Genomic DNA, 13,359 nt, shown 5'->3' with positions numbered 1-13,359 from the left:
ACGATGAAGCAAAACATACACCAAATTCAACCTAAAGACGAAAGGAATGAATCACAAATGGCAATTGAAGTATTCAACCGATATGAAAGCAAGTACCTTTTGACGGATGCTCAATACGAGAACTTTTACGCGGACTTGTTGAAGTATATGGAACTGGATGCCTATAACAAGAAACATGAGTTTTACTCCATCAGCAACTTGTACTTTGATACACCGCAGGATTCCCTGATCCGTGCCAGTCTCTCCAAACCCAAATATAAGGAAAAGCTGAGATTGCGGGCATACGGAGTACCTGAAGAGAATGCCAAGGTATATCTGGAGATCAAAAAGAAAGTGTTCGGTCTGGTCAATAAACGCAGAACAGCCCTGAAGCTGGATGAAGCCTATGAATTCGTTCATACCGGACAGGCACCGGATTTGGCCGATTACATGAATGAGCAGGTCTTGGAAGAGATCAAGTATTTCCTTCGCTTGTACGATCTGGAACCTAAGGTGTATCTGGCTTACGAGCGCAAAGCGCTTTTTGACAAAACCAGCCGTGATCTTCGCATCACCTTTGATACCAATATCCGCAGTCGCAGGTACGATCTAAAGTTGGAGCAAGGCGATTACGGTGAGCCGTTGGTAAACGACGGACGCTGGCTAATGGAAGTCAAAGCTGAGAAAACCGTTCCGATGTGGCTGTCACAATTGCTTTCGGAACACGGTCTCTACCGCACCGGATTTTCCAAATACGGCAACGAATACAGACGTCTGGTGAGAACAACTAACCTGAACTACCAAACGGAGCGTCCGCTGGTGCCAGGTACAGACTTCAACCCATCCATAGAACAAGAACAATTAATTAGAGAAAGAGAGAGTGTAATATATGCTTGATTCCATTTTCAACGCAAATTTGACCGATACCAATCTGACGTTTAACAACGCAGTCATCACCATTGGTCTTGCAATTATTCTGGGGCTGATCATCAGTCTGACTTACATGAAGACTAATCAAAGCACATACTCCCAGAGCTTTACGTTAACGATGGTCGTTCTGCCTGTCATTGTCGCCATCATCATCCTGCTCATCGGCAGCAACATTGCCCGGGCATTCAGCCTTGCCGGCGCCTTCTCCATCATTCGCTTCCGAAGCGCGCCTGGCGATCCGAAGGATATCGCTTACGTCCTGTTCACCATGGCTTCCGGCCTTGCCTGTGGTGTAGGTGCCTTCGGATATGCGGTTCTGTTTACGATTATCCTGTGTGTTCTTATGTTTGTCCTGAGTCGCTTCAACTTTGGAGGCAAGAAAAGCCAGCAAAAAACATTGAAAGTTACCATTCCAGAAAACCTGAGCTACGAAGAAGCTCTGAACGAAGTTTTCCATAAATTCAATGTACCGTTTGACCTGAAAAAAATCAGAACGACCGAACTCGGCAGTCTGTACGAGCTGGTCTACAATGTGACTATTCACGAAAGTATAAGCCAAAAAGAATTCCTTGATGCCATCCGTACACGGAACGGCAACTTGGATATCTCGTTAACCATGAGTCCTACGACGGATTATTAATTTTAATTTAAAGGGACTCATACACTACAAAAAAAGAAATCATCACTGACGGTCAACATAAATAGGTGATTATAAAACAAGGGGATGTCTCATAAGTCATGAATATGACAGAGGACATCCCTTGTTTTATTTCATCATTTCTTACTAATCAAAACGTATATACATACACCTTGGTACGCAGGGCATCTCGACATGTTATTGTGCGTAGCGGTTCCTTGCCCGGGAGGGCAAAACAGACACTAATCACCTTGGCACCCGGCGGAAGCTCTCGACTGAACTTGTCCAGAAGCTTAGTCATAGCACCCGGAAACAGATAACAGATCACACAATCCGCATGTTCATAGGAACGGGTGTAGATGTCTCCGCGCATGAAGCGCAGCCTGCCCTTGAGAGAGTACTTGTTTCCCTTGGCTCGACGTAAGCGAACACTGAGATAGGCAATCAGTTGGGAAGACCATAAGGGAATGATAGAATTCTCAATCCCGGTCAGCCTTTTGCCAGGGCAGTGTCTTACAACATCCAGTCCCAATGTGCCCCATCCGGAGCCGGCTTCGAGCACATCCCCGTACCCTGGAATGCGGTTTACCTCCTGTATAACCACCTGTCTGACACGACTGGATGTGGGCATCGGGGAAATCCCGTTTTTCCAACTGACAAGTACGATGGATATGACACATATCAATGTCACCACGACAATCAGCCATGGAATCAGGTAAATGATGAACATGAACTCATCCCTTTGTTAACACTCATTCATTCCGGCACATGAGACTTCATATATACACCTTTTTTATAAACGGACTTGATGGTAAAATGTACACCCAGCTTGCGATTCGTCCGATAAATCAGCGAGTTAATCTCGTCGATCCCCACCGCTTCACTCTCCAGCATACTACGCTCCGGCCACACCTGAGCCACAATTTGGTCCCTTGTCACAAAGTGGTCCAGTTGACTATACAGCAGCTTGAACAGCTGATATTCCTTCTTCGACAGCGGAATTTCCACTTCACCGATCTGTACGGTTTGCAGGTGATCCTGTAAACGTACGCCCTCACCCAGCAGATCCGACAAACGATACTCCCTCGTCTCTCCAAGATCGCCTTCTGTGCGAAGCTGGATCAGGCCATTGACCAACGTCAGGCTGTCTCCCTCGCCAAACGGATATTTCTTATAGGGAACGAGGCGCTGCCCGTTCAGTTCGGTTCCATTTTTGCTATCCAGATCCTCGATCCATAGCTGTTGCTGTACATCATAATGAATGCGGCAATGCCGCTTCGATATCATCTGATTATAGACAGACAAGTCCAATTCACTGCCACCTGTGTAACGTCCCACCGTAATGGAGCGACCCTGACTCACATAAGCGAATGAGCCGTCACTTTCCTGTCCTGGCGTACGAATGACGATTTTTGCCGTCTCCCGCATGTTATTCTCCCACCTTCAATGATCACTCACTCGATCTCTATAAACATATCTTCAACAATAATGATAAGATCATCAGATTTGTTCCATTGTTTGCACCGCTATAGTTCAATATAGTTGTATACAGGAACGATTTATGTTCGGTTCTACTCACTCTACTATACCAGACGTTGTGCTTTTTTTCTCATGACGGCCGGATGTCTACTTTAGCTCATTCAACAAGAGAGGTACCTTCTGATGAACAAAAAAAACATTTTCATATACGTGCTGCTCGCCTTCGCCTTGTCCATGACATTAACCGTGCTCTCCCGTATGAACGATGATGGCGGAGAATCACTGAAAGGCACATCGGCTGCGGAAACCTCATGGTTACAAATGAAGATTCAGCCCTAAGTCTACTCTATTATAACGTGATCTCCGCGCAAAACGTTTCACGAATGTCATATTAGGCTAAGCCATAGACTCACCTCAATAAGGCCCCAGATTGCTGGTAACAGCAGCCCGGAGCCTCATTTTAATACAAAGAATCTATATTACACGACTTATTTCCCAAAGCGAAGTGAAGTGGACAGCGGATATTCCCACCATCCGCACTCACGTCATTGCCGCTTCTTTCTCGCGCCAAATTTCCTCCAGCCATACACGACAAGAGCTACAGGGCCAGCAATCCATAACAGTTGCCAAAGCATAATTTTCAGGTCGAATCCCATCTTACGAATCCCTCCCCATATGATCGCAAAGGTCACTACAGTCGTTCAAAACCCAAATCAATCTTGGTCTTCCTCCGGCACAGTCTGCTCGTCGTCAGGTTTCACTGTCTCTCTGGACTGTATTTCCTCCATCCGGCTGGACACCTTCTGATACAGGTAAGAGATCCCCAGCAATAGTACGCCGAAGCTGAAATAGGCAAAGATTTTGCTGCCCGAGGTGAGCATCCCCACATCGTAGAACACCATTTTCCCCGTAGCGAACAACGTTAGGCCAAGGCCAAGACGCCGAATCATGACATATTTTCTACGGAATCCATAGGCAATATAGAGAATCGCGAGCAGCAGATAGATCAGGCTGAACATCAGCCCCACATCACCCCAATGGAACTGGATCGTCAGGAAGACGGTGATGACGCCCAGCAGATATACTCCTGCGATAACCGGGTACCATTCAATGCTCTTGAACTGCCCGCGGATGCCTGCAATTAGCAGATCCCTTCCTGCAAAGAATACCCCTACGTTAAAGATAATTAGCACCAGCAAACCAACAATCTCCGCCGCTGTATGCTGCTGAACTTCCGGCTGAAGCGCTGGCATGGTTAAGGTTACGGCCAATGCAATACAGCAGCCAATAGCATGCAGGAAGGTGGTATACACCTGCACGTATCGGTCGCGCAGCAGCTTCACTTTGTTCAGTCCATAGGCCAACGCAATGGTGAGCGCTGCGAACATGAGTAACTTGTAGAACATGTATAACAGGAACGTCTCATCGACAGCTCTGGTATACAATTCATTCGACTCATACAGTACGTATAACCACAGATTAGCAAGTGTCACATACTTGAATCCGTTCAGGAAGCCAAGCTCCAGCGGGCTGTATTTGAATCTCTCTCTGGAAGATGAGTTGCCGTGAACTGCCCAGGCATAATACAGTGTAATCAGCAGGGTCCCCAGCGTGATGCTGGTGTATTTTAACATAAAGTAAGAACGTTCCCCGATGAAGAATAGCGCCAGCAGATCGTAGTACACAAAAGTGATTAGACATAGAAGAACGATGCCCCATCCGGCACGTTCCACCGATTTGAGCCGTTTCAGATGTCCAAGCGTAACCAGCAGAACCCCTTCGATTAACCAACCCATCGATAACCACTTGGCCCCGAATTGGAACGGAATAATCAGAATGGCAAACGTCAGGGAAGTGACATAAAAGAGCAGAATGGTCTGTTTCTCCTGAGCCATATGGCGCTGGACGAATCGTGCGAGGCCCAGATATACCACGCAGAAGATTAACGCCAGCAAACCCTGAGCATCATTCCAACCCGCCACATCAAATAACACGTATAACATCAGGCAACTAATGCTCGTATTCATGGCGAGCAGAGCGAAATCCCACCAGGTTAACTTCATCCGATGTTTGAACGGATATGCCAGTGTAATGCCCAGATATAATGCAAACGTCACAATGGAATACAACATGCCAATCTTCTCACTTGGCGACAGCCATAATAGTATGAGCATAGACGGTGTGTTGAACAAGAAACTGATATAGTGCACCACCGGCCACCGTTTGCCAAATGATATGAATACAATAATGCCGTTTAAGAGCAGTAGGTAGATCATGGCTACATAGACAGCAGGGCCTTCAAGTCCGAACGAGAACATGTAGGAGAATAACGGAAGATATCCGCCTACCAGACCCAGTGAACAGATGGTCTTCGACTGGTATCTCAAGGACAACAATACGGAGATTGCCGATACCAATACAGACAGGGCAAGTCCCGTATATAACCCGATAATATGCAGTAAAAAGTAACTATAGAAGACGGACCCGAACAACACGGATATCCCACCGCCGAGTAGCCCCATTGCAAACGTCTGCTTTTTGCGCCGGAACAGCAACTCTCCACCAGCGAGCATCAGAGCACCAAGCAGGAAAAAGGCTCCGCTCTTCATCTCGTCATTAAACCAAGTTGAGTACGAGTATTGGAACGCTGCTCCAACCCCCAGAATGAGGAGCAGGATGGCTACTTTGTTGATCCAGCTCAGTCCAATCTTCATCTCCATGCGATTCTGCTTGATCCGGCGTTGAATGGTCTCTTCGCTCAATCCCTCCTCCGCCATCTGCTCATATCCACGCTCCATGTGCCCACGTAGAGTCTCTTCTCGCTCCCGTACGGCCCGCTTATGCGATTCAATGCGCTCATTCACCTCTGCCGCAAGGTAAGCAATCCTCTCCTTCACCTCGTGGGAATCCTCTTGCAACTCCTGTGCTGCCTGGTTGTACAGCGCGTTCAGATTGGATTTGGTTCGATGTTCATGGAATGCAATTCGATCATTATGTAACGCTGTTTTCCCTTGAAAATAGGTCTCCATCTTCTCCCGGGATACCCGGATCAGATTCAGCTTCTCATCCAGCATCTGTTCAGATAACGCCATGCGAAGACGTGCATTCTCTTCTTCCATCTTGCGCGAACGAAGTTCAAGCTGGCGCAGCTTGAGTTTGTGGACTTCATACTGTTCCTGTAACTGTTCATTCTGAACGATCAGGTCATCGGACTGGTATTCCTGGAGCAAGGCGTGATACTCCTTCGCCAGCTGCTTCTGCTGCTCCTGAACCTGTTGAAGCCGATCCTTAAACTCCTTCATGAGCTTCCTCCGTTGGTTGATGTTTAATCTTTTCCCTATATTTTACTATATGTATGCCATTCACTACAGCCCAAGCAACAAAAATAAAAAACATCAGCATTTCCGGTTTTTGCAATCAAAAACACAAGAACTGGCTGATGTTTTCTAAAATAGAAGTTAACTTCTATTTTAAGGGAATTAGTGAATTGCTTTAGGGATTGGTTTTTTCAAAAATACTCCGTAAGAGACGGCGCCCATGAGCAGCAGACCCGCTCCCAGCAAGAATACATTGTTGAAGCTGCCTGTTGTATCCAATATGTATCCGGTTACAATTGGAGCAAGCGCTGCGCCCAGAAATCCACCAAAGTTCTGGATGGCTCCAAGTGAAGCTACCTGTTCACCCGGCGCAATGTCTGCTGCCAGAGTCCAGATCACGCCTGATGGCAGTTGGGATGCGAAGTAACCTACAGACAGAAGCACAATGCTCACCACAGTACTGTCAATGAACGGAATGGGTGCTACCGAAGCCGCCGCCAGAATAGCGCCACCTACGATGGGAACTTTCCGCGAAGTGACCACATTGACTCCTTTTCGAATGAAAAAGTCCGAGATAAATCCACCTAACAGCACACCGATAATACCGGCTACGAACGGAATGGAGGCAATCCAGCCTGTCTCTTTCAACGTAAAGCCCTGCTCCTTCTCCAGATAGCTCGGCAGCCAAGTTAGGTATACCCAGATTGTGAACATGATGCCGAAATTACCGATAATCATAAACCAAGTGCTTTTATGCTTGAACAGCGATCCCCAGTTGGCTTTCGGTGCATCCGCAGCCGCTTTTGCGTTTAAGGTCTGCTCCGCAACTGCATCTGTTCCTTTGATCATCTGCTTTTCCGCAAAAGTAGGGTCACGATATACTTTGAGCCAGATGAGCATGATAATCAGACCGATTACGCCGACAAAGATAAACATGCCTCTCCACGTCATCGTTAACATCAGAACGGTCAATAGCGGCGGTGCAATCGCGTTGGCAATCTGTGAGCCTGTATTGATAATCGAAGTTGGTAATCCGCGCTCATTTTTCGCAAACCAGCGTTCGGTTACCTTCAGTCCAGAGGTGAAGAAGGGAGACTCGGACACACCGAGCAACATACGCATCGCATATAACAAAGAGTATGAATTCATAAATGCACTGAGTATGGTGGCGAGGGACCAAAGTCCTGAAGCCCAGGCAAACATCTTTCTGGGGCCAAACTTGTCAACCAACCATCCGGCTGGCAAATTCGCTAACGCATAAGGCCATAGGAAGGCAGACAACAGCAATCCCATCTGTGTGGAGGACAGCCCAAATTCGGCCGCAATGGTTGTATTCGCAATACTCAGATTGGATCGGTCCAAATAGTTAACCACTGCACCCAGCAGCAATAACAGAATAATTCCCCACCTTAATCCCACTTTTGGGGCTTGAGGTACCGAGGCAGGGGACGGTGATGTTTTTAAGGTTGCCATGTAAACTCACTCTCCTCAACATATATAAATATACTAAAATTATATATTATGAATAAATATGGTAATTAAAGGGCGTAGATAAGAATCACTGTCCTCTACTCTCAGACAGACCCTCTTTAAGTATGCGTTTTCAAAACGTATTATCCTTTCCCTGAATTTCAAAGGATACATCCGCTCCGCACCATGGGCGTTCACAACGATAGGCGTGAAGTCTGCCCTTTATCGCTGTGAACTTCACCTGCACGGCAATCCAACATGGATAAGAATAATCAGCGTGCCGCAGCTACGGCCTGTAAAAATTCCTCAGCGGCCTTGGTTACTCGCCCATAATCGCCAGTATCTTTTGCTGCTTTGGTGATGTAACTCCCCACGCCAACCCCGACACAACCGGCATCCAGCCATTCATGTACATTTTGCGGCGTCACTCCACCAGTAGGGGCAATCGCTGCCTGTGGCAGAGGGGCCGAGATCGCTTTGACATATTGCGGACCTACGGATTCCGCCGGGAACAGTTTGACAATATCCGCTCCCGCTTCAAGGCTCTCTACAATTTCCTTGGCCGTGAACGCACCACTGACAGTAACCGCCTGGTAGCGATTAGCTACCTTGATCATGTCTGGGTTGAGCTGAGGACTAACCAACATCTCTGCTCCGGCCAATATCGCTGCACGAGCCGTCTCACCATCCAGTATGGTGCCCGCGCCAATCAGAATGCCTTGGGACGCATATTTACGAGACAACACCTTGATTACATCCAAAGCTCCTGGAACACTCATCGTAATTTCGAGCGCCCGAATACCTCCAGCAATTGCCGCTTCTGCGACGGACAACGCTTCTTCTTCACTTTCGGAACGGATAATCAATACGATTCCGGTTTCAGCGATGATTTTCATGTTTTCTAGCTTTCTCCACATCCAAATAACCTCCTGATTCCCGTTGTACCTTTTATTGGGTTTGATTCAATTCGATTCACTCTTCTGTCCCGGGATACAGTCGATCACCGCTATAACCCAGTTGGCCTGAAAGCTTCCATGCAGCTTCCTTGACCAGTTTTACAATATTCTCTTCACGTTCTGGAGTCATATTGGAATACATGCTGGCAACACTGATTGCGGCGACGGGCTCATCCCACTGGTCATAGACAGCAGAGCCGATGCAATACATCTCCAGATGGTCCTCCCGGTCGTCAATCGAGTAGCCACGCTCACGAATCTCCTGCATATCTTGCAAAATATCAGGAATGGTTACTTTGGAGAAGGATGTACGCGAAGGGAGCTCACCGCTACCTACAATCTCCAGCACCTTGCCGATGGGGAGCGCTGCCAGCAAAGCTTTGCCGAGCCCTGTGGTGTGCATATATCTGCGGGAACCGAGTTTCGCTGTTGGTCGCATAACCGAATAACTCTCGGCCTTATCCAGATATACAATCCGGCCCTTATCCTCAATCCCGAGAAATGCAGTGCTTCCCGTCTGGCGATTGAGTTCTTGTAGCAGAGGTCTTGCCATATGGGGTATACCCATATTGGACAAGTACGCCATGCCTGTCTCAAACACAGCAATGCCTAGCCGATACGTTTTGAGACGAACATCATCCATTTCAATAAAACCCTTATGCAGCAAGGTCTGTACCAGTTCAAACCCGCTGCTCTTGGGTAAGCTCATTTGTTTGCATATTTCATTCAGTGTTAATGGAGCGCCACTTTTGGCAAATAGAACGAGTAAATCCGCGACTCGTTCAGCAGATTTATTCATGCGGATATTGTCCATATTGTCTCCTTCTAATCTTCGACGTCGAAGTTCGCATATGTGAACTTAATTCACATCACCGAACGATGCCCTCATTATAGATCAGCCGCACAGAAAATATCAACCGCTTTCTTAAAATTTTTTTTGCATACTATTTCTCCAAAAAGGATTGTATTTCAGTTGAAAACGGTATACTCTAATAGCAAATGTTCACTAATGCGAATGAGGTTCGTATATGCGAACTTTAATGAGCGCTATACTACCGTTCATATTCATACAATCTAAATATTATGTAGAGGAGGGACCGTCCATGAAACCTGTCCTGATTTTTTTGATTGGCTCTGCCGGTTCGGGCAAATCCACCATCGGCAAAAAGCTTGCTGCCGAGCACCACTTTTGTTATCTGGATAAAGATATTGTATGCAATACGTTTACAGGGAAGCTTCTGGAAGCACAAGGGTACTCCCCTCATGATCGCGACGGCAACACCTATTACCTCGACACCGTTATGGACCTCGAATATGAAACGTTGTTAAACGTGGCGAATGACAATCTTCAATTGGGTAGATCTGTCATCTTGGATGCACCTTTTGTCGGTTATTTTCGCGAAAGCGATTACATTAATCATCTGGTTGCCAAATATGAGTGGGAATCAGTCATACCCGTGGTGTTGAGGGTGGATGTGAACGTTGATGTTCTTCAACAACGCTTGAAAAGTCGCGGTCTGGAGAGAGACAGGTGGAAGCTGGATCACTGGGAGACGTTTGTACAGGGGATACAAGCCAATACATGCATGTGGGAGAATATCGAGGTCATTTCCGTGGACAACAGCTCAGATGAATTGGATCTCACACATCTGACCGCTTTACTGCCTATTTCCGCTGCCATGTCATCTTTAAAGTCCATATAACGGTAACGACTGAGGAAACTGGAGTCGAAGCAAGTTAACGCAGACCGTTATGCCATAAAAAAAGTACACGGAAAGCATAGTGCCTTCCGTGTACTTTGTTATATTCTATCGTAGCAGCAACCTTCTTCTGCTGCTTCTATTCTAGGTTTTATCCGCTGCGGCTGAATCGGTTGTCTCGGGTTCCACAATTTCGGTCGCATCCGGGTCCAGCCAACTGGCGATCATGCCACGCACATACTGCAGATCGTCCTCCGACAGATCGTAGTACCATGTGCCACTGCGCGTTGCACCCTCCCCCTTCAGCATGTAATTGCTGATCGTTGGTATGCTATCTTTCATATATAAGGACTCGGCAAATTTCACGATAAAGTCCGAGGTCATATTGGTTGTAAAATTCGATCCGGCAATCTGGATTACATCCGGGATCTTGGTCAGATTTTTGACCTCCAGCGCACGATTCATGAAGGCACTTAAAAAAATCCGGTGACGCATCGTCCGATTGAAATCGGAATCCTCCCGGTAACGCACATAACCAAGCGCTTCTTCGCCGCTATAAATCGGTTTATTCGCTTCAACAAACAGCTTCTCATGAATTTTGAGCTTGTTCTCAATATTCTTTTTGATCGGCAGTTCAACGCCGCCCACCGCATCAACAATATCCTTGAGCCCGTTAAAATTAATCGCGGCATAGAAATCCACTTTGTTCCCCAGCAAATTCTCCACCGTATCCATCGCCATCTTGGCTTCACCGTGGGCATAAGCTGAATTGATCTTTGACTTCACATCCCGGCCGACAATCTCGGTATAGGAATCACGTGGAATGGACAGCAGCAGCACTTTATTATCTTCTGGACGCACAACGGAATAGATGATGGTATCCGAACGGCTTGGTTCGTTATCTCGCTGGTCAATCCCTAGCAGCAACAATGAGAACGGTTCCGTATGTTCCACGACAGGGGCATCCTTATCGCCAGCTGGTACAAAGGAGTCATCCAAGGCTTCCCTCACCGTAGCTGAAGCGAACAAATTAAAGGCAAACACGACGAGTTGCTTTCGATAGATAAATCCGAGTCCTCCCAACACAAGCAGCACACTTAGGGTGATGATCAATGGTTTCTTCCATTTCTTCTTCGGGTTCTTCGGCTTCCGTCTTGTTAAATGTGCAGCACTGTTTTCCATCATATCTCCTTTAATAACGGGTTCTTAGATTCATTTAACTATATTAATAACACGTTTTCAATAGATTACGTTATAATCTGCATTACATAAATGTACATAAAGGGAGCGATGAATGATGGAATATCGACGTTTGGGCCATAGTGGTTTGCGTGTGTCGGCACTGGGGCTCGGCACCAATGCGTTTGGCAAACGCGCGGATGAAGCAGCTTCTACCCGCATTATTCATGCAGCGATGGATCATGGCATCAACTTTATCGATACCGCCAATATATACGCAGGCACGGAATCGGAACGCATCATTGGACAGGCCCTCACAGGTCGACGGGAAAACGCGGTGCTTGCTACCAAAGCCGGATTACCCCGGCATGATGGTCCTCATGGGCGGGGTTCCTCCCGCTACCATCTGCAACAAGAGCTGGAACATAGCCTGCGGCGCCTGCAAACGGATTATGTGGATCTGTACCAGATCCATACTTTTGATCCGCATACACCGCTGGATGAGACACTGCGCACATTGGATGATATGGTCACTTCCGGCAAAGTCCGTTACATCGGAGCCTCCAATTACGCAGCTTGGGAGCTGATGAAAGCTTTAGGCATCAGTGAACAGAAAGGTTATGTGCGCTACATCTCCACCCAAACCAGCTACTCCCTGGCAGACCGTACACCTGAGTTGGAACTGGTACCGATGTGTCTCGATCAGGGTGTAGGCATTATCCCTTATTTCCCGCTGGCAGGTGGTATTCTGACCGGTAAATATAACGGACAGACCAGTGTGCCTTCTGGTTCCAGAGCAGACACCGATCCGTCTTTCAACCGTTTCCTGCTGGAGCATAATATCCAACTGAGTGAACAAGTGAGTGCTAAAGCTGCCTCATATGGTTGCTCCCCGAGTGTGCTGTCACTCGCATGGCTGCTGACACGTCCAGCTGTATCCACAGTGATTGTGGGCGCTACACGCACCGAACAGCTGGAACATAATCTGGCTAGTCTGGACATGTCACTGCCCGATGAGCTGTTGGCCGATCTGGACCAGATCAGTGACTCTTTCCGTCGCCGCGAGCCGTTTGCGTCCTATCGAATCGATTGAGCAACCGAAATAGACCTCCCGACAAAATGAAGTCAGGAGGTCTATTTGTATTTTGCAAAGGTGTTATAATTATTAATAATCAGAAAATTTTCCAGTTCCACTACATTCTGTAGTTTAACAAATTAAAAAAAGATATATTACGGATCAACTCTCTGTTTTTTGGCGAAGAAACTCCTGCATGATCTCCAAATAATCTCCCTTACGTTCATCCAAAGTTTCGAAGAATGCCTTGTCCGATTCCTCGACCAGATGAATTCCCTCCACAGCCAATCGGGTTCCTTCTTCCGTTGTTGTGATAATATTGGCACGCGTATCTGTCTGATGACGAGCGCGGGTAATTAATCCCCTTTTTTCAAGCGCACGTAGAACCTGAGAAGTCACGTTAACATCCACCTTGGCAAACTGAGCAATTTGAACCTGAGTAACTCCTTTGCCTTCCTCATCGTGTTCATTGAGCCATAAACAGGCGTGCAATAATACAAATTGAGGTTGTGTCAGTTCGAGGGGCTCCAGCACCCTGCGTACTTCCTTTTGCCACATGGCTGTAACCTGCCATAACAGATATCCCGGACTTTCTTGTGCGTTTTTATACCGTGAGCTTGTCATCTCATACCTCCAT

Annotated in this window: 13 protein-coding genes; 5 read left to right on the top strand and 8 right to left on the bottom strand. The window is 47.1% G+C overall.

The window, feature by feature from the left end; all coding sequences use genetic code 11:
- Positions 1–57 precede the first annotated feature (57 nt).
- Positions 58–876: a polyphosphate polymerase domain-containing protein gene (locus D829_RS0124885; protein WP_017691628.1), complete on the top strand. Its 819-nt coding sequence runs from the start codon at positions 58–60 to the stop codon at positions 874–876.
- Entirely contained in the window at positions 869–1,549 is a 681-nt protein-coding gene (locus D829_RS0124880) for a DUF4956 domain-containing protein (RefSeq protein ID WP_017691627.1), read from the top strand. Before D829_RS0124885 ends, D829_RS0124880 begins: the two co-directional genes overlap by 8 nt.
- 148 nt (positions 1,550–1,697) lie before the next feature.
- Here D829_RS0124880 and D829_RS0124875 read toward each other — a convergent pair whose 3' ends face one another.
- Positions 1,698–2,276, bottom strand: coding sequence for a class I SAM-dependent methyltransferase (locus D829_RS0124875; RefSeq protein WP_017691626.1), 579 nt, complete (start codon positions 2,274–2,276; stop codon positions 1,698–1,700).
- A 26-nt stretch (positions 2,277–2,302) separates the two neighbouring features.
- On the bottom strand, positions 2,303–2,974 hold the full coding sequence (locus D829_RS0124870) for an FHA domain-containing protein (RefSeq protein WP_017691625.1): 672 nt from the start codon (positions 2,972–2,974) through the stop codon (positions 2,303–2,305).
- Positions 2,975–3,208: 234 nt separating this feature from the next.
- Here D829_RS0124870 and D829_RS33840 point away from each other — a divergent pair, with 234 nt between their 5' ends.
- Positions 3,209–3,364 (top strand): hypothetical protein, encoded by a 156-nt coding sequence (locus D829_RS33840; protein ID WP_017691624.1) that lies wholly within the window; start codon positions 3,209–3,211, stop codon positions 3,362–3,364.
- A 374-nt stretch (positions 3,365–3,738) separates the two neighbouring features.
- On the opposite strand, the gene D829_RS0124855 is transcribed toward D829_RS33840, so the two are convergent.
- From D829_RS0124855 to D829_RS0124840, 4 genes are all read right to left on the bottom strand, one after another.
- Entirely contained in the window at positions 3,739–6,327 is a 2,589-nt protein-coding gene (locus tag D829_RS0124855; RefSeq protein WP_017691622.1) for a DUF2339 domain-containing protein, read from the bottom strand.
- Between the two features lie 177 nt (positions 6,328–6,504).
- The gene (locus tag D829_RS0124850; protein WP_017691621.1) at positions 6,505–7,815 is read right to left on the bottom strand and encodes an MFS transporter; all 1,311 of its coding nucleotides are present in this window, start codon (positions 7,813–7,815) and stop codon (positions 6,505–6,507) included.
- A gap of 269 nt (positions 7,816–8,084) precedes the next feature.
- Positions 8,085–8,729: a bifunctional 2-keto-4-hydroxyglutarate aldolase/2-keto-3-deoxy-6-phosphogluconate aldolase gene (locus tag D829_RS0124845; RefSeq protein WP_017691620.1), complete on the bottom strand. Its 645-nt coding sequence runs from the start codon at positions 8,727–8,729 to the stop codon at positions 8,085–8,087.
- A gap of 55 nt (positions 8,730–8,784) precedes the next feature.
- A complete protein-coding gene (locus D829_RS0124840) occupies positions 8,785–9,582 on the bottom strand; it encodes an IclR family transcriptional regulator (RefSeq protein ID WP_017691619.1) in 798 nt (265 codons plus the stop codon).
- A gap of 289 nt (positions 9,583–9,871) precedes the next feature.
- Here D829_RS0124840 and D829_RS0124835 point away from each other — a divergent pair, with 289 nt between their 5' ends.
- Positions 9,872–10,471 (top strand): ATP-binding protein, encoded by a 600-nt coding sequence (locus D829_RS0124835; RefSeq protein WP_017691618.1) that lies wholly within the window; start codon positions 9,872–9,874, stop codon positions 10,469–10,471.
- Positions 10,472–10,612: 141 nt separating this feature from the next.
- Here D829_RS0124835 and D829_RS0124830 read toward each other — a convergent pair whose 3' ends face one another.
- On the bottom strand, positions 10,613–11,653 hold the full coding sequence (locus D829_RS0124830) for an LCP family protein (RefSeq protein WP_026081400.1): 1,041 nt from the start codon (positions 11,651–11,653) through the stop codon (positions 10,613–10,615).
- 112 nt (positions 11,654–11,765) lie between these two features.
- Between D829_RS0124830 and D829_RS0124825 the strand changes: the two genes are divergently transcribed.
- On the top strand, positions 11,766–12,740 hold the full coding sequence (locus tag D829_RS0124825; protein ID WP_017691616.1) for an aldo/keto reductase: 975 nt from the start codon (positions 11,766–11,768) through the stop codon (positions 12,738–12,740).
- Positions 12,741–12,884: 144 nt separating this feature from the next.
- Here the strand turns inward: D829_RS0124825 and D829_RS0124820 are convergent, their stop codons facing one another.
- Positions 12,885–13,346, bottom strand: coding sequence for a MarR family transcriptional regulator (locus D829_RS0124820; protein WP_017691615.1), 462 nt, complete (start codon positions 13,344–13,346; stop codon positions 12,885–12,887).
- Positions 13,347–13,359: the final 13 nt, after the last annotated feature.

The organism is Paenibacillus sp. PAMC 26794, assembly GCF_000316035.1.
Lineage (GTDB): Bacteria > Bacillota > Bacilli > Paenibacillales > Paenibacillaceae > Paenibacillus.
This window is presented reverse-complemented; position numbering and strand designations above follow the sequence as displayed.

Bases quoted from the DNA above. Each gene is read 5' to 3' on its own strand.
- D829_RS33840 (WP_017691624.1), top strand. From the start codon at position 3,209: ATGAACAAAAAAAACATTTTCATATACGTGCTGCTCGCCTTCGCCTTG.
- D829_RS0124855 (WP_017691622.1), bottom strand. From the start codon at position 6,327: ATGAAGGAGTTTAAGGATCGGCTTCAACAGGTTCAGGAGCAGCAGAAG.
- D829_RS0124880 (WP_017691627.1), top strand. From the start codon at position 869: ATGCTTGATTCCATTTTCAACGCAAATTTGACCGATACCAATCTGACG.
- D829_RS0124820 (WP_017691615.1), bottom strand. From the start codon at position 13,346: ATGACAAGCTCACGGTATAAAAACGCACAAGAAAGTCCGGGATATCTG.
- D829_RS0124870 (WP_017691625.1), bottom strand. From the start codon at position 2,974: ATGCGGGAGACGGCAAAAATCGTCATTCGTACGCCAGGACAGGAAAGT.
- D829_RS0124845 (WP_017691620.1), bottom strand. From the start codon at position 8,729: ATGTGGAGAAAGCTAGAAAACATGAAAATCATCGCTGAAACCGGAATC.
- D829_RS0124850 (WP_017691621.1), bottom strand. From the start codon at position 7,815: ATGGCAACCTTAAAAACATCACCGTCCCCTGCCTCGGTACCTCAAGCC.
- D829_RS0124830 (WP_026081400.1), bottom strand. From the start codon at position 11,653: ATGATGGAAAACAGTGCTGCACATTTAACAAGACGGAAGCCGAAGAAC.
- D829_RS0124835 (WP_017691618.1), top strand. From the start codon at position 9,872: ATGAAACCTGTCCTGATTTTTTTGATTGGCTCTGCCGGTTCGGGCAAA.
- D829_RS0124875 (WP_017691626.1), bottom strand. From the start codon at position 2,276: ATGTTCATCATTTACCTGATTCCATGGCTGATTGTCGTGGTGACATTG.
- D829_RS0124885 (WP_017691628.1), top strand. From the start codon at position 58: ATGGCAATTGAAGTATTCAACCGATATGAAAGCAAGTACCTTTTGACG.
- D829_RS0124825 (WP_017691616.1), top strand. From the start codon at position 11,766: ATGGAATATCGACGTTTGGGCCATAGTGGTTTGCGTGTGTCGGCACTG.
- D829_RS0124840 (WP_017691619.1), bottom strand. From the start codon at position 9,582: ATGGACAATATCCGCATGAATAAATCTGCTGAACGAGTCGCGGATTTA.